The 21,058-nt window shown below is 70.3% G+C and carries 13 protein-coding genes; 11 read left to right on the forward strand and 2 right to left on the reverse strand.

What is annotated here, in order from left to right:
- Window positions 1-20: 20 nt before the first annotated feature.
- The 3 genes from AB0H43_RS26000 (at window position 21) to AB0H43_RS26010 (ending at window position 6,753) form a co-directional block, all read left to right on the forward strand.
- Window positions 21-2,303 (forward strand): hypothetical protein, encoded by a 2,283-nt coding sequence (locus tag AB0H43_RS26000; RefSeq protein ID WP_360003285.1) that lies wholly within the window; start codon window positions 21-23, stop codon window positions 2,301-2,303.
- An 82-nt stretch (window positions 2,304-2,385) separates the two neighbouring features.
- Window positions 2,386-4,710 carry a hypothetical protein gene (locus tag AB0H43_RS26005; protein ID WP_360003287.1) on the forward strand — a complete coding sequence of 775 codons (2,325 nt, stop codon included), beginning with the start codon at window positions 2,386-2,388 and terminating at the stop codon, window positions 4,708-4,710.
- 96 nt (window positions 4,711-4,806) lie between these two features.
- Complete coding sequence (locus tag AB0H43_RS26010; RefSeq protein WP_360003289.1) at window positions 4,807-6,753, forward strand: tachylectin-related carbohydrate-binding protein; 1,947 nt, start codon at window positions 4,807-4,809, stop codon at window positions 6,751-6,753.
- A 39-nt stretch (window positions 6,754-6,792) separates the two neighbouring features.
- Here AB0H43_RS26010 and AB0H43_RS26015 read toward each other — a convergent pair whose 3' ends face one another.
- Window positions 6,793-9,693 (reverse strand): BTAD domain-containing putative transcriptional regulator, encoded by a 2,901-nt coding sequence (locus tag AB0H43_RS26015; RefSeq protein WP_360003292.1) that lies wholly within the window; start codon window positions 9,691-9,693, stop codon window positions 6,793-6,795.
- Between the two features lie 41 nt (window positions 9,694-9,734).
- Between AB0H43_RS26015 and AB0H43_RS26020 the strand changes: the two genes are divergently transcribed.
- Window positions 9,735-13,124: a BTAD domain-containing putative transcriptional regulator gene (locus AB0H43_RS26020; protein ID WP_360003293.1), complete on the forward strand. Its 3,390-nt coding sequence runs from the start codon at window positions 9,735-9,737 to the stop codon at window positions 13,122-13,124.
- 14 nt (window positions 13,125-13,138) lie between these two features.
- On the opposite strand, the gene AB0H43_RS26025 is transcribed toward AB0H43_RS26020, so the two are convergent.
- Window positions 13,139-13,873, reverse strand: coding sequence for a D-Ala-D-Ala carboxypeptidase family metallohydrolase (locus AB0H43_RS26025; protein WP_360003295.1), 735 nt, complete (start codon window positions 13,871-13,873; stop codon window positions 13,139-13,141).
- A 227-nt stretch (window positions 13,874-14,100) separates the two neighbouring features.
- Between AB0H43_RS26025 and AB0H43_RS26030 the strand changes: the two genes are divergently transcribed.
- From AB0H43_RS26030 to AB0H43_RS26060, 7 genes are all read left to right on the forward strand, one after another.
- The gene (locus AB0H43_RS26030) at window positions 14,101-15,108 is read left to right on the forward strand and encodes a ParB N-terminal domain-containing protein (protein ID WP_360003298.1); all 1,008 of its coding nucleotides are present in this window, start codon (window positions 14,101-14,103) and stop codon (window positions 15,106-15,108) included.
- A gap of 139 nt (window positions 15,109-15,247) precedes the next feature.
- Entirely contained in the window at window positions 15,248-16,024 is a 777-nt protein-coding gene (locus tag AB0H43_RS26035) for a DUF899 domain-containing protein (RefSeq protein WP_360003300.1), read from the forward strand.
- A gap of 7 nt (window positions 16,025-16,031) precedes the next feature.
- Window positions 16,032-16,583, forward strand: a complete 552-nt coding sequence (locus tag AB0H43_RS26040) for a hypothetical protein (protein WP_360003302.1) — start codon at window positions 16,032-16,034, stop codon at window positions 16,581-16,583.
- Between the two features lie 416 nt (window positions 16,584-16,999).
- A complete protein-coding gene (locus AB0H43_RS26045) occupies window positions 17,000-17,578 on the forward strand; it encodes a dihydrofolate reductase family protein (protein WP_360003304.1) in 579 nt (192 codons plus the stop codon).
- Window positions 17,579-17,611: 33 nt separating this feature from the next.
- The gene (locus AB0H43_RS26050) at window positions 17,612-17,824 is read left to right on the forward strand and encodes a hypothetical protein (RefSeq protein ID WP_360003307.1); all 213 of its coding nucleotides are present in this window, start codon (window positions 17,612-17,614) and stop codon (window positions 17,822-17,824) included.
- Between the two features lie 36 nt (window positions 17,825-17,860).
- On the forward strand, window positions 17,861-18,496 hold the full coding sequence (locus AB0H43_RS26055) for a dihydrofolate reductase family protein (RefSeq protein WP_360003309.1): 636 nt from the start codon (window positions 17,861-17,863) through the stop codon (window positions 18,494-18,496).
- 934 nt (window positions 18,497-19,430) lie between these two features.
- On the forward strand, window positions 19,431-20,879 hold the full coding sequence (locus AB0H43_RS26060) for a sugar porter family MFS transporter (RefSeq protein ID WP_360003312.1): 1,449 nt from the start codon (window positions 19,431-19,433) through the stop codon (window positions 20,877-20,879).
- The last annotated feature ends 179 nt before the right edge of the window (window positions 20,880-21,058 follow it).

The following is a 21,058-nucleotide window of genomic DNA, read 5'->3' on the forward strand; positions in this document are numbered from 1 at the left end:
GCCTTCCGCGGCTGCTGACGGTGCTGGCATTGCTGCTGACCACTGTGGTCACGGTCCGACCCGGTGTGGCGGCCGCCGACGCGGCCGGCCTCGGCGGCGACTACGTGGCCATCCCCAAGGGTGTCGATGTGCTCGACACTCGCGACGGGACCGGCGGGCATACCGGCGTGGTGGGCGCCGGCGGGGTGGTGAGCTTCCCGGTGCTCGGGGTGGGCGGCATCCCCGCCTCCGGAGTGAGCGCAGTGCTGGTCCGGCTGGTCACCACCAGCGGCACCGGAAACACCACCTTCCTTCAGGTGTATCCGGACGGCACCACGCCCAATGGCGTGTCGCACTTGAACGTCAGCGGCACCGAGCAGGTTTCGAACACAGCGGTCGTGCGTCCCGGTGCCAGCGGCCGGATAGCCGTCCGCAATCAGTCCGGCAGCATGCACATCGTCATCACCGCGCAGGCGTATTTCCTTTCCACGCCAGGTGGCGGGGGCGGGTTCGTCCCCGTGTCACAGAACAAGATCGTCGACACCCGGGACGGTCTCGGCACCACCAAGGCCAAGATCGCCGCGAAGGGCACTCGCACGATCACGCTCAGCGGCGGGGTGATCCCCGCCGGGGCGAAGGCCGTGCTGGCCGATGTCGTCGCGGTCAACGTGACCGCCGCCGGATGGCTTGGCGTGGTGCCGACCGGCACGGCAGGACCGAACGTGTCGGCGCTCAACTTCGTGCCGACGGGGCATCACTCGCATGCCCTCTCGCTGCCGCTGTCCGCTTCCGGCCAAGTGACCTTCCTCAACCAAAGCTCGGCCGCGATCGACCTGGTCATCGCGCCGTACGGCTATATCACCGCGACTACCGGCGAGGGCGCCGGCTACCGCTACGTCCCGGCGACGCGGCTGTATGACAGCGGCAGCGCGCTGGCCGCCGGTGCGACGGTGGATGTGCAGGTGGTCGGCAAGCTGGGCATGCCGACTCGGGGTGTGGCCGCGGCGATCGTCAACGTCACCGTCGCGAGCCCCAGTGCTGCCGGCGCTGTCAAGGTATGGCCTTCCGGTACCACGGAACCCAACATCAGTCAGGTGCACAACCGCGCCGGCAAGACGGTGGCCTCCCTCGCGATCGTCAAGCCAGGGGCCAACGGATCGATCCGCATCAAGAACAACGCCGGCACGGCCCGGATCGTCGTCGACATCCAGGGGTACTTCGGCGATCCGATTCCATCGGCTCCGACAGAGCCGTACGCCGCGACCGTCGGCCTGCAAGCAGGTCCGGTGGCCGGCGCCGCGCTCGGCATGGTGGAGTACGCCTACACCGACAACATCGGCCGGGTCCTGATCGGCCAGCAAACCGATGTGGACAACTTTGGTTCCGTCCAGTGGACTGTCGTGTCGGGCAGCGAGGCGTTTGCCGGCCGGCCCTCCCTCGGACTGCTCTCGGACGGCAGAGCCCAAGTCGCGGTGCAGTACTCCGACTCGGACGTCTGGTCGCGAACGCAGTCGGCTTTGGGCTCGGCTACCTGGAACGCGTGGGCGGACTTCGGCGGGTCCATGGCCGCCGCGCCCGCGCTGACCCGCCTGCCGAACAACGTCATGGCGGTGTTCGCGGTGGACACCGACGGAGCGCTGTGGGTGTATCAGCAGACCGGCACCATTCCCGCTTGGAAGGCGCTGGGCAAGCAGAGTCTGGTCGGCACGCCGACGGTCGTCGCCACCCGAACCGGGGTCCGGCTGTTCGTCCGGACCGCCACCGGCACGGTGAAGACCGCCGAGTACTCCGGCAGTGTTCTGTCAGCGTGGGTGGACCTCGGCGGGACCGGTGCGACCAAACCGGCGGCGGTCGTCTACCCCGGGTACCGGATCCGGCTGTTCGCGCAGCAGGCCGACGGCACGATCGCGACCAAGTATCAGGACACGGCCGGGGTGTTCCCCGAGGCGTGGACGACGGTGGGCGGTTCTTCAGTAGCCGGTCCGCCGTCGGCCATCCTGGACCCGGTCCTCGGCCGCACCGCGGTGGTCGCCCGGGACTCCGCCGGCACCGTGCTGGTGTCGTGGGAGACGCTGCAGGGCTCGGGCGAGTTCGCCGCCTGGTCGGCGGCGATCCCCGACCTGTTCGAGCAGGCCGCGACGGATCCGACGATCGTGCCGCTGACCAACACCACCGGCCAGACCTGGGCGATCCTGTTCCGCAACATCAACAACGCCACGCGTGTCTACCAGCGGGCCAGTGCCTCCGGGCTGTCGTCGCCGGCCGCCCGGTCTGCCGGCAGCGTGGAGTTCACCGTCCACACCCTTCCCGCGCCGCCGGCCTAGGCGGATCCACCCTTTGAGCGCCCCGCCGTGCCCTACGGCGGGGCGCTCCCATCGGTAAGGAGGAAGATTGAAGGTCCAAAATGTGTTGGCCGCTGTCGGGCTGGCTCTGGTGATGGGCGTCGTCGCCGTAGGCCAACCGGGGCCGGCCGCCGCCGACGCCGCCGGCATCGGCGGCGACTTTGTTCCGTTCAGCGCCCCGGTCGTCGTCCTGGACACCCGCGACGGCACCGGTGGCTTCACCGGCAAGGTGGCCGCCGACACCACGCGCGCCTTTCCGGTGCTCGGCGTCGGTTCGATCCCGGCCAGCGGCGTCAGCGCGGTGCTGTTGAAAGTGGCCACGGTCGATCCGACCGCCGGCACGTATCTGCGGCTGTGGCCCGACGGCCAGACCGACCCCGGCATCACCATGCTGACCGTGGCCACCGGGCAGGACATGTCCAACGCCCTCACCGTGGCGCCCGGACCCTCCGGCAAGGTCGTCGTCAGCAACTCCAACGGCAGCACCCACATCGTCATCGTCGCGCAGGGCTACTTCCGCACGGCCGTCGCCGGCACCGGCGGCGGATTCATCCCGGTCACCCAGACCAGGGTGGTCGACACGCGTACCGGGGTCGGTACCTCCGACGCCAAGATCCCGGCCGGGGGATCCAGAACCATCACCCTCACCGGCAGCCTGGTCCCGGCCGGCGCCGCCGCGGTCGCCATCGGACTCTGCGTCCCCAGCGCGACCGCAGCCGGCTACCTGACGGTGCTCCCGGCCGGAGTGTCGTCCAGCCGCTCCACCCTCAACTTCGAGAAGGGCACGTCGTCGTCGTTCGCGGCGGTCAAACTCTCCTCCTCCGGTCAGGTCACCGTGACCAACCGCAGCAGTGCCGCCGTCGACCTGGTGATCACCATGGAGGGCTACTTCACCGCCTCGCCGACGACCGGCGCCGGATTCCGGCTCGCCACCGGGCGCGTCCTCGACACCCGTCAGACCGCGGCGATCCCCGCCAACGGCACCGTCGACTTCCAGGTGTCCGGCCGGCTCGGCATGCCGACCCGGGGCGTCGCGGGAGTCGTGGTCAATCTGACCGCCGTCGGGCCGACCGGCAACGGCTGGCTGCGGATGTGGCCGGTGGGCAGCTCCGAAGGCCCGGCGACGGGCCAGGCGCATTTCAACGCCGACAGCAACAGCGGCAGCCTGGTGATCGTCAAGCCCGGCACCGACGGCAAGGTACGCCTGCGTAACGGCGGCAGCACCGCCATCGACGTCGTCGCCGACGTGCAGGGCTACTTCGCCGACCCGATCCCGGTCGCGCCGGTGGAGGCGTACGCGCCGACGGTCGGCGTCCAGGCCGCCCCGGTTGCGGGAGCCTCGCTCGGAACGGTGGACTACGCCTTCACCGACAACATCGGCCGAGTCCTGATCGGACACCAGACCGACGTCGACAACTTCGGCTCCGTCCAATGGACCGTCGTGTCCGGCAACGAGGCGTTCACCGGACGGCCGGCGCTGACCAAGGCCGGCAGCGGCAAGCTCGAACTGGCCGTGCGCTACTCCGACTCCGACGTCTGGTCGCGAGGCCAGACCGCGGTGGGCGCGGCGACCTGGACCGCCTGGGCCGACCTCGGCGGCTCGATGGCAGGCCCCCCGACACTGGCCATCACCGACGGACTGACCTCGGCGCTGGCCGTCGACGCCGACGGCAAACTGTGGATGCGTACGCCGTCGGGCCTGGCGCCGGCCTGGCGCAACCTCGGCGACAAGAACCTGACCGGTACGCCGGTCGTGGCCGCCACCCGCGACGGCATCCGCATCTTCGCCGTCGACACCGACGGAGCGGTCCAGACCGCCACCTACACCGCCGGCGTCCTGTCGGCGTGGACCAGCCTCGGCGACGTCGACGCCACCGGCACTCCCACCGTCGTGGTGTCCCCGGGCTACCGGATGCGGGTCTTCGTGCGTACCGCCACCGGGGTCATCGTCACCAAGCAGCAGGACACCACCGGCGCCTTCCCGGCCGAGTGGACCACCCTGGGCGCGTACGTGTCGGCGGGCTCGCCGTCTGCGATTCTCGACCCGATCCTGGGCCGCATCGCGGTCGTCACCCGCGGCCCGGACGGCCAGATCATGCTGTCCTGGGAGACGGCGCAAGGCTCCGGGATCTTCGGCGACTGGTCGCCGGCCATCCCGGATCTGTTCGAGTCGGCGGCCACCGACCCCACCCTGGTGCCGATCACCAACACCACCGGGCAGACCTGGCTGATCCTGTTCCGCAACGCCAACAACGCCAACCGCATCTACGAACGCCAGCCGGTCAGCGGGCTGGCGGGGTTGACCAGCCGGATCGCTGGCGGCAGCGGGTTCACCGCGCACACGCTGCCCACGCCGCCGGTACGGGACCAGGTACGGGAAGCGCGATGAAGGTCTCCTTCCATCACCGGCCGCTAGCGTGCCCGGCATGGGCTACGCAACCGGCAAATGGGACCTCCTGGCGTCGAAGATTGTGAATCCACAGGGATGAAGACGCCTCTCCGGCGACCGGGGCTGACCGTCGCACTCGTCATGGCACTCGCCACGACGGTGCTCACGGCGGTCGGCCCCGCCCCCGCCCAAGCCGCCGACACGATCACCTGCGCACCGCAGGCGACGGTCTTCGCCGCCGACACCGCCGGCAGACTATGGCGGTATCCGCTCACCAATCCGGGCAATGTCAGCGCGAGCTGGTCCGCCCGCAGCCAGATCGGCAACGGCTGGCAGACCTACGGCCGCGTCCTCGGCGGACCCGGCGGACGCGTCTACGCAATCAAGTCCACCGGCCTGTTCCGCTACCGGTGGACCGGCAGCACCTGGGAGGTCGTCAACGGCAGCCCCGCGGTGAACATCAGCACCAGCTTCACGCAGTACGCCACCGCAAGCTTCCGCGACAAGATCACCGTCGACGAGCGCGGCGACTTCTTCGTCGTCGACGGCAACGGCAAGCTGCGAACCTACCGCTACAACGAAGCCACGAGCACCTGGACCTTCACCGGCCGGCTGCTGGACAGCGACTGGGGCAAGTACAACCTCATCGTCGCCGCCGGAGCCGGGGTGCTCTACGCCCGCAACGCCACCACCGGAAGCTTCTACCGGTTCCGGTACGAGGCCGACAGTCAGCGCTGGATCGAGTACAACGTCCTCGTCGGCACCGGCTGGCAGATCTTCACCAAGGGCATCTTCTCCGTCGGCGGCGACACGCTGTTCGGCATCAAGGCCGACGGGACGCTGTCCCAGTACCGGTTCCGCGAAGACACCCACACCTGGGTCATCTCCGGTCACCAGGCCGGCAGCGGCTGGCAGGGGTTCGCCAACGTCCTCGCCGTGACCGACACCTGCCGGCTCGCCGTCTCCCATGTGCCGGACCGGCCCGTCGTGTCCGTCACACGCGACGCACCGACCACGATCACGCAGGCCGCCTCGACCTCCATCGAGTTGGCCTACACCGACAACATCGGCCATCTGATGCACGGGCGGATGAGCCCGGACAACTTCAGTTCGCTCCAGCTCACTCCGATTTCGGGCAACGAGGGATTCAGCGGGCGACCGGCCCTGTCCGAGACCACCGCGAACCTCGTCCGCGTCACCGCCCGCAACCTCAGCAGCGACATCTGGACGCTGACCCAGTCCGCCGCCGGCAGTCCGGGCTGGAGCGCATGGACCGACCTCGGCGGCCGGATGGCGTCGGCACCAGCGGTGGTACGCCTGTCCAACCAGCGTGAAGTGGTCTTCGCCGTCGACGCCGGCGGCGCTCTGTGGGCGCGCTGGCAAGACCCGGTGCAGGCCGATCTGCTGGCCTGGCGCAAACTCGGCGGCACCGCACTGGCGGGCACCCCCGTGGTCGTCCCGCTGGCCGACGCCGCCGCCATGGTCTTCGTCTCCGACACCACCGGCGCGCTCCAGGCCGCTCGCTACTCGGGCGGGACGCTGCAACCGTGGACCAACCTCGGCGGCGGTTCCACCGAGCCACCGTCGGTCGTCCTGCTGCCCGGCTACCACCTGCGGCTGTTCTCCCGCGACGCCACCGGCCAGGTGGTGACGACCGCAGCCGACTCGACCGGCACGTTCAGCGGCGAATGGACTCCGGTCGGCGGCACGGCGACGACCCCGGCCGGAGCACCGAGCGCGCTGCTGAGCCCGGTCACCGGACGGATCGGCGTGTTCGTCCGCGGCACCGACGGCTACATCCACTTCGCGCCCGAGACGGCACAGGGCTCCGGCGTCTGGGGCGACTGGATTCCCGCGCAGGACATGTTCGAGACGTACGCCACCGACCCGACCGCCTTCGGATTCCGCAACGCCAACGGCGCCAACGCGGCGTACGTGGTGCGTACCGCCGCTCAGACGGTGCGGCTCTACACCGTCCAGGAACCGATGAGCCTCACGGCGTTCGGCAAGATGCACCCGTCCGCGAGCGCGGAACAGCCGTAGGCCGCTATCACGGCGAATTCTTCGGCCTCTGACGCCGGCTCAGAGGCCGAAGAACTCGGCGTACATGGGGGAGCGGAAACCGGTGAGGCGCTTCAGCTCCGTGTACGCCTCGGCCGCCAGCCGGCGCGCCTGCGAATCGACACCGGACGCGACCGCCATCGCATGAGTGGCGACCGCCCGCAGATACCGGTCGCCGATCCGCCCGGCCAGGCCGTGGGCGGCGGCGGCATCGTCGAACGCGTCGCCCCGGCCCACGCCCAGCCGAACCGCGCAGCGGGCCAGCGTCGCCTCACACTGCGTCGGCAGATCCCCGGTCGTCGCGGTCAGCTCGATCGTCTCGGCCAGCGTCCGCTGGGCCGAGACCGCGTCGCCGAGCCGGAACTCCAGCTGACCCAGCATGGCCAGCGCGGCGCCCTCCACCCCGGTCGCGTTGATCCGCCGGGCGATCTCCAGCGCCTCCCGGACCCCGGCCAGCGCCTGCCGCCGGTGGCCGGCGTCGAACCGCGCGTCCGCCATGTTGCTCAGACTGGCCGCCACATGCAGCGGTGTGCCGTGCGTACGCCGCAGCCGCAGCGCCTGGTCATGACACCGCAGCGCCTGCCGCGGGTCACCCCGCAGGTAGAACAGATTCCCCAACGCGTCCAAGCAACCCGACTGCCGCAGCTGATCGCCGAGCCGCCCGGCCAACTGCGCACCCGACCGCAGATCAGCCTCGGCGCCGACGGCGTCCCCACCCGCCTGCCGCAGCTTGGCCCGGTAGTACAAGGTCACTGCGTGCTCGGTGGTCAGGTCCAGCGCCGCCGTCATGGCCAGACTGCGCTCGATGAGCCGATGCGCCTCGGCCGGTGCGCCTCCGCGCCAGAACAACGCGTAGCTGAGCCACGCCAGGCGTACCGCGGGGCGGGTGGCCGCGCCACCGATCTCGCTGGCCCTGGTCACGGCGGCGGCGATGTTCGGCTGCTCGGCGTCCAGCCAGCCGGGCACCTCGGCGGCGTTGCCGGGCAACGGCGACCACGGCGGCGACCACGGGCCGTCCGGTGCCGGCCGGGCCGGATCCGGTGGGGAACTCGCCGGTGTCCAGCCACCGTTGAGCAGCGCCGTCGCGTGCTCCACCGCGAACGCGTACGACTCGATCAGCCGCACCAGCGCCTCCGCCCGCTCCGGCGCGCTCTCCCGCGCCCGCGCGGCCTCCCCGGCCAGGATCCGCAACAAGTCGTGCAACTCGTACCGGCCGGGCAGCCGCGGCTCCAGCAGCCGCTGATCGGCCAGCGTCTCCAGCACCTCATGCGCCTGCCGGGGCGCGACGCCGAGCAGCGCCGCGGCCGCCGCCACCGTCACCACCGCCAGCGGCACCTCGCCGATCAGGCGGAACGCGCGAGCGCACAACTGCTCATGCGGGCCGCCCTCCGACAATGGCTCATACCCCAGCCGCAAGGTCCGCCGGATCCCGACGTCGTCATAGGACAACTCGTCCAGCCGCCGGGCCGGATCGTCGAGCCGCTCCACGAACGCCTGCAACGGCCACCCCGGCCGGCTCGCCAACCGGGCCGCCGCGATCCGCAAGGCCAGCGGCAGATTTCCGCACAGCTCGGCCACCCGCCGAGCCCCGCCGGGATCGGCCGCGACCCGCTGCCCGGCCCCGGCCTGCCCGAGTAACTCGACCGCGTCCCCCGTGGCCAGCACCTCCACCGCCAGATGCCGGCCCCGGGCGAGGGTGGCCAGGTGGCGGCGGCTGGTGATCACGGCCGCCGCCGGACCGGCCGGCAACAGGTCCGCGACCTGTGCAGCGCTGTCGGCGTTGTCCAGGACCAGCAACAGCCTGCGGTGCGCGGTGTGCCGGCGGAACGCCGCGGCCGCCTCGGCCTCCTCACTGGGCACAGCAGCAGCTGGTACGCCGAGCGCCCGCAACAGCCGGGCGATCGCGTCGACCGGGCGTACGGGGATCGCGCCCGTCTTCGCCCCCCGCAAATCGAGGTAGAGCACGCCGTCCGGGAAGCGGGGCGCCAGCTGATGGGCGACGTGTACCGCCAGCGCCGACTTACCGACCCCGCCAGGCCCGTGCAGGGCGACGACCGATCCGGCGTCGCCGTGCAGATCCCGCAGAATCGCCGCAGTCTCCGCCGCCCGCCCCACGAACGGCTCCACCGTCGGGGGCAGATCGTGCACGGCCGGTCGGCTGGACACCGCCGCGACCGGATCGCGATGGTGCAGGATGTCGTCGTGCAGCCGCTGCAACCGCGGCCCCGGATCCAGCCCGGTCTGCTCGACCAGGACACGCCGCGCCGTCCGGTAGGCCTCCAGCGCACCGGGCACGTCGCCCAGCCGATACAGCCCGACCATCAGCTGCTCCCAGGCCCGTTGCCGCAGCGGGTCGTCGGCGAGCAGCGCGCGGGACAGGCGTACCGCCTCGGCGATGGCGCCGTCGCGCAGCGTCGCCTCGGCCAGATCCTCCGCCACGAGCATCCGCCGTTCCCGCAGCAAGCCGATCCGCCGGGTCAGCAGCGGCGACGGCGGTACGTCGGCCAGCGGTTCGCCGCGCCACAAGCGCGCGGCCTCGCTCAGCTCCGCCCGGGCCTGGGTCGGGTCGCCGGACGACAGGAACGCCCGGCCGCGTTCGGCGGCGGCGTCGAACCGCTCCACATCCCGTTCGTCCGGTCGCACCCGCACCAGATATCCGCCGCCCCGGGCGGCGATGCGTGGCGGCGTCCCCGGCTCCTCCAGCAGCCGCCGCAGCCGCAGCACATAGGTACGCACATTGGCGGCGGCCGACGCGGGCGGTTCCTCGCCCCACAACGCCGTCATCAGGTCAGCGGCGGTCAACGCCTCGTTGGGCCACAGCAACAGCGCGGACAGGACCGTGCGCTGCTTGGCGGACGGCAGCGGCACCGGCTGTCCGGCGGTGTTCTCGACCGTCAACGGACCGAGGAGGTTGAACCGCATCGAACCCAAAGCCTTTCGCCTGCGCCTTGTAGCATCAGCGGGTGCCGAGAGCTACCTGGGGAAGCTCGCCGGAGCCGTTGGCCGTGCTACTGCGGCGGTTACGCGAACAGCTCAACCTCACCCAGCAGCAGCTGGCCACAGCCGCTGTGGTCAGTGTGGCCGCGATCCGGGATCTGGAACAGGGGCGTACGCATACTCCACGTACAAAGACCGTCCAAGTGCTGGCAGAGTACTTCCGCCAGGCCGGGGTCGACGGGGACGCCTTGCTGGACCGGGCCACGCCGGCGATCCCCGCCGCACGCCGATCAGCCGCCGAACCGGCCGACACCGGACCGCTGACGGTGGCGGTGCTCGGCCCGCTGCGGATCACCCGGGGATCGGCCGAGGTGAAGCTCGGTTCGGACAAGCTGCGCTGCCTGCTGGCCCGGCTGGCGTTGGCCGGCGGGACGACGGTCGGCCGCGAAGAACTGATGGATCTGCTGTGGGGGCCCACCCGTCCGCCGTCGGCGACCAACCTGCTGCACGGCTACCTCGGCCGGCTACGGCGACTGTGGACCGGCGACGAAGGGGCCCCGGTCCTCGCCGCCGCCGGTCGCGGATACCGGCTCGACCTGACCGCCGACACCCTGGACCTGCTGCGATTTCGTCAGCTCGCCGAGGCCGGCGCGGCCACCGCCGCTGTCGATCCCGCCCAAGCGCTTGGGCAACTGCTCGCAGCCGCCCGGTTGTGGCGCGGCGAGACCGACGTCGAGCAGCTGCGCGACAGTCCGCTGATCGCCGCCCTGACCGAGCAGTACGCCACTGTGCTGTGCCAGGCCGCCGCGCTCGGCCGGCGCCTCGGCGACACCGACCAGGTGTTGCCGCTGCTGCGGGACCTCGCCGGCCGGCTGGAACTACACGAACCGCTGTACGCCGAACTCGTGGCGACGGCGGCGGCAGCCGGCCGGCAGGCCGAGGCGCTGGCGGCGTACGACCGCATCCGGCGGGCATTGTCCACACAGCTCGGCGTCGACCCCGGCGTCCACCTGCGACAGGCGCACGAGGACGCGCTGCGGCAGCGGACTGCGGCAGCCGCAGCCGCCGACCAGCCCGGCCCGCCGATCCGCCAAGTCCCCGCCGGTCCGACCGACCTCGTCGGCCGCGACACCGAGCTGGACCGCATCGACACGGTGCTCGCCCCGACCGGCGATCCTACGGTGCGGCTGGTCCTGATCAGCGGCCCGGCCGGGGTCGGCAAGACCGCCCTGGCGCTGACCGCGGCGCAGCGGCTGAGCTCGCGCTACCCCGACGGCCAGCTCTACGCCGACCTGCGCAGCGGCAGCAGCGAGCCGGTCGCGCCGATGGACGTGCTCGGCCGGTTCCTGCGTGCGCTCGGCGTACCGGCCCGGCGGGTGGGCGCGGACGAGGCCGAGGCGTCGGCCCTGCTGCGCAGCGTGCTCGCCGATCGCCGGATGCTGCTGGTCCTGGACAACGTCCGCGACGCGGCGGCGGTACGCATCCTGGCACCCGGTCCGGGCGGCTGCGACGTGCTCGTCACGAGCCGCCAACGGCTGCCCGACCTGCCCGCGACCACGGTCGTCGACCTGTCGACGCTGTCGGTGGCCGACTCCATCCAGCTCATGGACGCGACCGTGGGTGCAGGCCGCATGTCGGCCGACCCGGCGTCGGCCGACGAACTGGCCGTCGCCTGTGGACAATGGCCGCTGGCGCTGCGCATCGCCGCCGGCCGGCTGGCCAGCCGGCCCGCCTGGACCACTGCGGAGCTGGCCCGGCGGCTGCGGGACGCCAACCAGCGGCTGACGCAGCTGAGCGCCGGCGACTCCAGCGTCCTTGCCAGCTTCCAGCTCAGCTACCAGGATCTGAGCGAACCGGCCCGGCAGGCGTTCCGGCTGTGCGCGCTGCACCCAGGCGACGACTTCGGCGCCGCCGCAGCCGCCGAACTGCTCGGCGTCGACCCCGCCACCGCCGACGACGTGCTCGGCGAACTCCTCGACGCGAACATGCTCCTGCAATACACCGCCGAACGGTTCCGCTTCCACGACCTGCTCGGCCTCTACGCCGCCCGCCTGCTCGGCGACGAGGACCCGCAGATCGTCGACGCCGCCCGGGACCGCCTGCACCGATGGTCGCTGCGGATGGCCACCGCCGCCGTCGACCTCATCTACCCGTCCGCGATCCGGCTCGTCACCGACCGCGACGAAGGCTCCTTCCCCGACCAGGACGCCGCCGAGCGCTGGATCGACGCCGAAGCCGGCGCGCTGGTGGCCCTCGTCGAGCGTACGGCGGGGACCGAATGGCATCGGCTCAGCTGGCTGCTCGCCGAACAACTGCGCGGCTACTTCCTGGTACGCCGGCACGTCGACCGGTGGCTGCGTACCGCCGAAGCCGGACTGCGGGCCGCCACGGCCGCCGACGATCCGACCGGGCAGGCCGTCATGCTGCTGAGCCGGGGCCAGGTGCGATGGGCGCTGGGCTGGCATGCCCAAGCGCTGGCGGACTTCCGCCGGGGCGAGCAGTTCGCGCACTCCGCCGACTGGCCGCCCGCCTCGCCCTACCTGTGGCACAACATCGGCGTGATTCACGCCGAGCAGAGCCGGTTCGACGAGGCGGAGACCGCCTATCGGGAGGCGCTGCGCCGCTGCGGCGAGAAGCCGCCGCTGGCGCCGGTCCGGGCGCTGGCCCTCAACGGGCTCGGCGCCATGTACGCCGATCAGGGCCGGCTGGCCGAAGCGGCCGACTGCCTGGACGGTGCGGTGCGGATCAACGAGGCCGCCGGGCGGACCGAATCGGTCCTGTCGACCCGCGGAAACCTGGGCATGGTGCTGCGCCAGCTGGGCCGGGAACAGGAGGCCGAAGAACACCTGCTGGCCGCGCTCGAAGGCTACCGGAAACGCGCCAACCCGCACGGCGAACTGTCCAGCCTGGACGAACTCAGTCAGCTGCACGCCCAGCGCGGCGAGGCCGAGGCCGCCGTGGCCACCGCCGAGCGCGGCTACGAACTGGCGGTACTCGTGCGCGACCAGCGCGCGCAAGTGGCCCTGCTGTGTACCCTCGGCGAGGCCCACGGCGTCGGCGGCACGACGACCGAGGCGCTGCGCTGCCTCGACGAGGTCCTGACGCTGGCCACCGAACACGGCTACCCCTATTTCGCCGCACGGGCACAGGTCGCCCTGGCCGGCGTACACCTTGGTGCTGGAGCACGGGACGCGGCCGCAGCATGCGCGCGAAGCGGCCGTGACCTGGCAGCCGCGCATGATTTCCGGGTAGTGGAGGCGACCGCGCTGGCCGCGCTGGCCCGTTGCCTGGCCGGCGGTCCCTCGGGCCAGGCAGCAGCCGCGGCGGCCGTCGAGGCGTTGCGGGCCGCCGGGGCCGACGAGCTGGCCGACCGGCTCCGCGACGAGCTGACGATGGGCGTCACCGACCCGCGGTGACGCCCACCGGCTGATCAGATCCCGCAGGACGACGCGGACCAGAGCTTGATCGGATCGTTGGCGACGTGCGCGTGGTCGCCGTGGTCCGGGTAGCCGGGGCCGAGGATCTCCCGGAAGCCGTGGTACCGAGCCTCCTGGACCAGCTTGCACAGCGACGGTGTGCCGGTGAGGTCGGCGGCGTCACCGTACAGGTGGCGGCTCGTCGAAGCGCCGCCGACCGCGCTGTTGCACGAGTAGCTGCGGAAGCCGCTGCTGATGGTGATCGGTACGCTGCCGAGCGCCTTCCGTAGCGCCTGCAACTTCCACATCGTGACCAGCGCGTTGAACTTCGCCTGCGTGGCCGAGACTGCCCCGCCGGACCACGTCGAGTTGCACTTGTTCAACTCGGCGTAGCTGAAGTTGATCGGGGTGCAGTCGCTGTCCTGCAGCGCGTAAATCTTGTTGTACGTGTCCTCCCCGGCGACGCCGTCGGCGGCCAGACCGTACGCCTTCTGGAACCGGATGACCGCGGCCTCGGTCGCCGGGCCGAACTCCCCGTCGAGCGCGAGCGTCGCGTTGTAGCCGGGGTAGCCCGAGACGCGGATCTGCAACTGCCTTACGTCCTCGCCGCTGGCGCCCTCCTTCAGCACCCGCGACCAGGTGTAGCAGCTGTCGGCGTGCGCGGGGGCGCCGGCGGCGAAGACCGCCGTGATCGAGGCCGTGAGCGTCATGAAGGCCGCGAGGGCGAGACTGAGGACTCTTCTGCGCATAGACACTCCAATATGGTGAGAAGTTGCCGCACCTGACCAGCGCACATTGAAGGAGGTCATCTGAATCCTGTCAAGGAAATCGCACCGGTGCGTTGAACACCGTCGCGTGTACGCCGCGTATACGCGCGTTGTACCTGAGCGGCCGCGAAGTCCGTTAGCGTTCACCCCGCACCAGGCCGGACCAGCGCGTGGCCGGCAGTTCCGCGTCCGACAGGAGCTCGAAATCCATGGGGCGTATCGACGACTTGATCGCACGGATCGGAGCCCAGATCGACTGGGTCGCCGCCGATGTGCTCAAGGACGGCCTGTCCCCGCGGCTGGACGGACTCACCGCCACCCACGTGCAGCACCTCGCCGAGCTGGACCAGGACCTGCCGCCGCTGGTCGTACACCGCGCCACGATGCGCGTCGTGGACGGTGCCCACCGGCTCGCGGCCGCACGCAAGCGCGACCTCACCCAGCTGCCAGTCGTCTACTTCGACGGCACCGACGACGAGGCGTTCGTCCTCGCCGTACGCCTCAACGTCGTACACGGCAAAGCCCTGCGGCCACGGGACCGCTCCGCCGCCGCGCGGCGCATTCTGCAAGCCCAACCGGAATGGTCGGATCGCTGGATCGCCTCCGTCTGCGGAGTCGCGCCCCGCACGGTCGCGGCACTACGCGGAGCATCCGCCGACGACGGCCAGCGTGCGCACACCCGAGTCGGCCGAGACGGCCGCCGGCATCCGCTGTCCGCCGAGCAAGGCCGGCGTTCGGCTGCCGAGATCATGCGCGACGAGCCGGGAATCAGCCTGCGCCAGGTCGCACAGCGGGCCGGCGTCTCCGTCGGCACAGCACTCGACGTCCGGCGGCGGATGCTGACAGACGGATCCGTCGCGCCGACGCGCGTTCAGCCCACCGCCTCGCTCCGCGCGGTCCAACGATGGAGCACGCCAGACGACGCCCAACGCCGGCTGCAAGCGGTCCGTGACCACCTGGAATGGCTGACCCGCGAACCGTCGCTGCGCTACAGCGACCGGGGACGCGCCCTGCTGCGGCTGGTGTCGATGACCTTCACCTTCCTCGACAACAGCGGGCCCGTCATGAGCGCAGTGCCCGACCACTGCCGCCCCTCGCTGCAGACAGTGGCCCGATCCTGCGCCCTCAGCTGGCTCGCGCTGGCCGAACAACTCGAGGCGGCCGAAGAGGCCCAAGCAGCCGAGTCACGCCTCGGCGGAGCCGCACGCGCGGCTTGACCCGGGCCTCAGCGCCGAGGCGATACGAGCGCTGGCCGAACAGCGTGCGGCGGACGTCGTACGAACAATTTTGCCCGCGGTTGTCCAGCTGAGCGGATCCCGTTCGTCGTTGAGGTGTACCCCATGAAGGAGGAGCCTCATGAGCCTGCCCGAGATCGTTTCGCGGGACCAATGGCTGACCGCTCGCAAGACGCTGCTGATTCGGGAGAAGGAACTCACCCGGCAGCGCGATGCGCTCAACGCCGACCGGCGGCGCCTGCCGATGGTCCGCGTGGAGACCGACTACGTCTTTACCGGCCCCGACGGCGAAGTGCGGCTGGCCGACCTGTTCGGGCCGCACACCCAGCTGATAGTGCAGCACGTCATGTTCGACCCGGCCTGGGAGGACGCCTGCCCCGGCTGCACCGGCGCACTGGACGAGATCAACGCGCCGTTCCTCGACCATCTGGCGCATCGCAACACCGCGTTCGCGGCTATCTCCCGGGCGCCTTTCCCGAAGCTGGCTGCCTACCGCGAGAAGCGTGGCTGGGACTTCCTGCCTTGGTATTCGTCGGCCGGATCGAGCTTCAACTACGACTACCACGCATCCCTTGACCCCGCCGTGACGCCGGTGATGTTCAACTACCGGGACGCCGATGAGCTGCGGGCCGCGGGGATGGCCGAGTTCGCCGAGGAAGCGTCGGAAATCTCAGGCATGAGCTGCTTCCTGCGTACGCCGGACGGCATCTTCCACACCTACTCCGCGTACGCCCGAGGAACCGATCATCTCGGCGGCGCCTACGGTTTCCTCGACCTGACGGCGCTCGGCCGCCAGGAGCAGTGGGAGGAGCCGAAGGGCCGTTCGGCCGCCGTCTTCGCCAACGCACCCTTCTTCACCGAGGAGAACTCGGCGAAGACGTGCGACTGCGGTTGCTGAGCGCGCCGTGCCGCAGCTGACGCCGACCGGGGTCGCACTCCTGGCGGGTGCGACCCTCGGCGGGGCCGCCTTGGCCCGTTCAACCCGGTTCCCCGCCCGGTGGCTACACGGTGCCGCCGGGATCGTGCTGAGCCTGCTGGTTCTCGATCTGGCCGCCGCGATCTGGTCGATCGCCGGCCTCATCTCCGCCATTGCCGGGTACATCCTGGCCGCCATACTCGGTTCGCTGTCGTACGGCTCCGCTGCCGCCGCGATCGCCGTACACCGATTTGTCGAGGGCGCGATGCTGGCCGCGGTCATCTCACCCGCCGCCATCGCCGGATTCGCCGCCCACGCGCTGGCCGAGGGCTTCGCGGCGGCCGTCTCGCTACGGGCGGCCCCGCGCCGGGCATTTGTGTGGTGGGTGGCCATCGCCTGCATCGCCCCCGTATGCGGAACACTGGCGATGCCGCCCACGCTGCGGCCGGTTCTGACCGCCGTGGCGGCGGGAGCCATCGCACGAGCCGCCTGGAGCAGCGCACGTGAAGCTCTGGCTCGACCGGCACACTCGCCGAGTTAGCGCAGCAACGCGGACACGGAACGGTTCCAGGTCGACACGTTGGCCGAGCCGCAACGTCGCCGCTCACCCTTGAGCGCAGAGCACGGCACCGGGGCAGCGGGCGCGCGAGCGCCGAAGCCGCTCACCGCCAGAGTCCCGGCTTCGTCACGTCACCAGCATTGAGATTCCAGCGATGTCGATGACGTGTCGCGGGCAAGATCGACCACCCGGAACGTCGATCGCCATGGAGTCCCGCATCGCCGTACTCCGCGATGGCGGCGACCGGGCGCTGAACGTCGCGGCCGGCCGGGATGCCGACCGTCGTGCTGGGCAGTTCGGCAGAGAAAGCCAGGCGAACAATCCGTCGTGTGTGTCGGATCCGGGGCGAGTCGTTCGTGGTAAAGGATGAAGGCTGACCACGCTCGGAAGGAAATGTCATGACTGCGCTCTACACCTGGGACGTCTTTTCCACGCTCGACGGCTACGGCTCGTTCACCGAGGGCGCCGACTGGGGTGGCTACTGGAGCAAGCAGGGCCCTGAGCTGCTCGCACACCGCGCCGCGCTGTTCGACACCGAGCAACGGATGGTGTTCGGGGCCACCACCTTCCGGCAGACGGCGGCGATCATGACCTCGGGCATCGACCCCAATGCGCTCGACGAGTGGAACGTGCGGACGATGCGTACGCCCGCGACGGTCATCTCCTCCACGCTGACCGACACGCTCGGCTGGCCCGACGCCACGATCGTCAGCGGCGACGCCGTCGAGATCGTCACACGACTCAAGGAGGAGTCGGACGTGCCGCTGCGCTCGCAGGCGAGCCTGTCGCTGAACTGGGCGCTGATGGCGGCCGGCTTGGTCGACCGCCTGCAGGTGACCATCTTCCCTGTCATCTCCGGGCGGACGGGGGCGAGCCCGATCCTGGGCGGGGCCGGCGACTTCGACCTCGAGCTGCTCGAGAGCCGGACGCTCGACGGCCACACCCAGGAACTCGTCTATCGCCCCACCGTCCACTGACGGCTCCTGCGCAGCGCCGAGAATCTCGGCCCGGTGAATCCGACGCGCTGCGCGACACGCTCAGGCCGGCAGCCGGGGCGCGGCGCGCTGGAAGACGACCCCGCTCGCGGCGGAGCCGGCTCCTACGAGATCGAGTGGTTCGACGTCATCAATCGCGAAACGATCGCGAGTGAGGTGCGGCAGGTCGAGTCGGACGGCGCGGTCGAGTTCTCCTCACCGTTTCCGTCCGGCCCCGTGGCGGTTTAGAGGAACCGCGTCCCGGCGTAATCCTGGAGGAGTGAAATGGGCAAGGTAGTCGCCGACATCTCCATGTCGCTGGACGGATACGTCACCGCCCGCGGCGTGGACCAGGAACACGGCCTCGGCGTCGGCGGCGAGGCGATCCACGCGTGGGTGCTCGACGAGCCCCGTTCGCCGATCGACGAAGCGGTGCTGGCGCGCAGCTTCGAGCAGACCGGCGCCGTGGTGATGGGGCGGCGACTGTACGACATCGTCGACGGCCCGAACGGCTGGAACGACGAGGTCGGATATGGACACGACCAGGACCAGTCGGCGGCACCTCCCTGCTACGTCGTCACGCACGAGCCGCCCGCGCACGTGCGACTGGCTAACCGGTTCCGGTTCGTGACTCAGGGAGTGGCGGCCGCCGTCGACCAGGCTCGGGCGGCTGCGGGGGACAAGGACGTCGTCGTCATGGGCGGCGCGAACGTCATTGATCAATGTCTGGCCGGGTGGCTCGTTGACGAGCTGCGCATTCATCTCTCGCCACTGCTGCTCGGCGGCGGTACGCGACTGTTCGATCTCGTCGGACCGACGACATTGCGCCAGCTTGAAGTCGTCGAATCACCCCGGGCGACGCATCTTGCGTACCAGGTCGTCCGTGACCAGGGCCAAGGCTGTCCGGTAGCGGATTCGTGATGACCCACGACGACCTCGCCGCCCACGCGCACATGCTGCTGAGACGAACCGCGCCGTGGTTAGTGCCCAGATCACGAAGACGGCCAACGCTATGAGCAGCGTCGCCCACAGGGGAGTACGGGATGTAGAAGATGTTGGCGATGGCGGAAACCACGGCAAGTGCGATGCCGATGCCTCGCGCCCAGCCCGCCCTAGTGATCGCCGCGAGGCCCTGGAAGAACTGCATGGTACCCCAGCAAGATCATCATCACCGCAGCGAAGACCAGGCCGCCTTCGGACCAGGCTTGCTTGGCCGACGACATCCCTGTCATCGCTTGACCTCCTGCATCCAGCGCAGGGTGTGCGACCCACGCTCTGCAAGAACTGACATTTCATCACTTGAGGGAAGGGGGCCGGGTGGCGTGGTCCATTTTGGGAGTTCCGCCACGATGGCCGATCAGGGCGAGCATCCGACCCGCGACCGGCGCTGATCTGCCGGCCTACCGGCTGACCACGTCTTCGGCGACCTCCTCGACTCCGATCGCACGACCGATCGCGCTGCATCTCCAGCCCAGTCCCGCACCTGAGGCCGTGGGAACGCGACCGGGTACATCAGGGCCCTTACGCCGCATCCGGCGGACAACTGGCCGCAGCCCGAGCGCCACCGCCTGGCTGCCCTCGCCCCGTTGACGGCGACGGCGGGTCAGGCATCTGCGCGTTGACGGCCGCGATCGGGATCGCAGGCACGTCGTTGGGCACCGCCCAGCAGGTTCTGTTGATCCTCCTTCGCGCTCGCATGCCGGACCCCTTGTACCAGTTGACGGTTGGACATCCCATCGATGACAGATCCCGAGCCCGCGTTCCGAATCCAGCCGGGGCGAATCACTCGATTAGCCTATGATCCCCTGTATTGGATCACAATTCGCAATTCACCCAAGCTGGGGCGAGGTTGACAATGAGCGAAGGAGATCGGAGCCCGGCACTCGGAGGGTCGCCCGAGCCGAAATCGCGGATCACGAAATGGCTGATCTTCGTAGGCGCCGTCGTCATGCTCGCAGGCCTGCTGTTCGGCTACGACCAAGGCGTCATCGGCGGTGCGCTGAGCGGGATCGAGAAGACGTTCAACCCCAGCACCGCCGTCGTCGAGATCATCACGAGCTGGGTGACGCTGGGTGCGCTGTTCGGTGCGCTCGTGGCCGGAACCATGGCCGAGCGGCTCGGCCGCCGCATGACCGTCATCTGGGCCGCGGTGCTGTTCACCGCCGGCGCGCTCATCGAATCCCTGGCGCCCTCCACCACGGTCATGGTCGTCGGGCGGCTGGTGGTGGGCTTCGGCGTGGGCATCGCGTCGCTGGCCGCACCGCTGTACGCGGCGGAGATGGCGCCCACCCGGCTGCGTGGCCGGTTCGTATCGATGTACCAGCTGGCGATCACATTCGGCATTCTCTTCGCCGACATCGTTGATGAACTTCTCTCTTCCGGCACGCAGTGGCGAATCATGCTGGGAATCTCCGTGGTGCCCGGCATCTTGCTGGTCCTGGCCATGGTCCCGCTGCCCGACTCGATGGTCTGGTACACGAAGGTCGGTCAACTGGACAAGGCGGCCAACGCCATCCGCAAGGTGCGTCCGGACGAGGACGTGGGAGCAGACCTGCGCGACATCAGGGACAGCCTGAGCGGCGCACAGGCATCCTGGCGCGAGGTGTTCTCGTCGCGCTGGCGCGCGCCACTCGTACTGGGTGTCGGCCTTGCGATCTTCCAGCAGTTCACCGGCATCAACGCGGTGATCTACTACTCGGACAAGATCTTCGCAGCGGCCGGGTTCAGCACGCCGCAACAGCAGACGGCCGCGACGACCTGGTGCATCGGCGTGGTGAACGTGCTGGCCACCTTCATCGCGGTGGCGTACGTGGACCGGCTTGGCCGCCGTCCGCTGATCTTCGCCGGTCTCATCGGCATGGGCCTGTCCCTGCTGGCGTTGAGCCTGTCGTTCCGCCACCTGGCCCGCATCGCCACCGCCAGCTCCCCGGGCACGAACAATCCCAGCGACGCGGGCGTCTTCACCTTGGTCGCGATGATCGTCTTCATCGCGAGCTTCGCGTTCTCCCTTGGCCCGGTCGTGTGGACGGTGATCAACGAGATCTACCCGACCGCAGTACGCGGGAGGGGTGTCGCGATCGCGACGGCGGCGAACTGGGGAGCAGCCTGGTTCGTGACCCGGTTCTTCCTGACCCTGGTGGACTGGGTCGGGGAATCGGGCGCGTTCCTCATCTTCGCAATCGTGTGCGCGATCACCTACGTCTTCGTGTGGAAACTCCAGCCTGAAACGAAGGGCCGAACCCTCGAACAGATCCAGCAGATCTGGACGACGAAGGCGGCCGCACACCACAAGGCCAGGTCCTGACGCGCGAAGCTGTCGGCTGGTTGCGGGTACGACCGTCGCATCTTCGCGTCGTACCTGGTCAGTCGGCCGGCATGATCCGAGGCCGGGTAGAGGGGCGCGCCGGCGGCGCCCGCGAGCTGAAGCCGGCCGTGCCGGCCAACCGGCTGCGATCGGCCCATTCACCGCCGGCTTGCGTAAAT

The organism is Hamadaea sp. NPDC050747, assembly GCF_040654195.1.
GTDB lineage: Bacteria > Actinomycetota > Actinomycetes > Mycobacteriales > Micromonosporaceae > Hamadaea.

Excerpts from the sequence above, each read along its gene's own strand:
- AB0H43_RS26010 (WP_360003289.1), top strand. The coding sequence starts at position 4,807 with ATGAAGACGCCTCTCCGGCGACCGGGGCTGACCGTCGCACTCGTCATG.
- AB0H43_RS26015 (WP_360003292.1), bottom strand. The coding sequence starts at position 9,693 with ATGCGGTTCAACCTCCTCGGTCCGTTGACGGTCGAGAACACCGCCGGA.
- AB0H43_RS26025 (WP_360003295.1), bottom strand. The coding sequence starts at position 13,873 with ATGCGCAGAAGAGTCCTCAGTCTCGCCCTCGCGGCCTTCATGACGCTC.
- AB0H43_RS26030 (WP_360003298.1), top strand. The coding sequence starts at position 14,101 with ATGGGGCGTATCGACGACTTGATCGCACGGATCGGAGCCCAGATCGAC.
- AB0H43_RS26035 (WP_360003300.1), top strand. The coding sequence starts at position 15,248 with ATGAGCCTGCCCGAGATCGTTTCGCGGGACCAATGGCTGACCGCTCGC.
- AB0H43_RS26045 (WP_360003304.1), top strand. The coding sequence starts at position 17,000 with ATGACTGCGCTCTACACCTGGGACGTCTTTTCCACGCTCGACGGCTAC.
- AB0H43_RS26055 (WP_360003309.1), top strand. The coding sequence starts at position 17,861 with ATGGGCAAGGTAGTCGCCGACATCTCCATGTCGCTGGACGGATACGTC.
- AB0H43_RS26060 (WP_360003312.1), top strand. The coding sequence starts at position 19,431 with ATGAGCGAAGGAGATCGGAGCCCGGCACTCGGAGGGTCGCCCGAGCCG.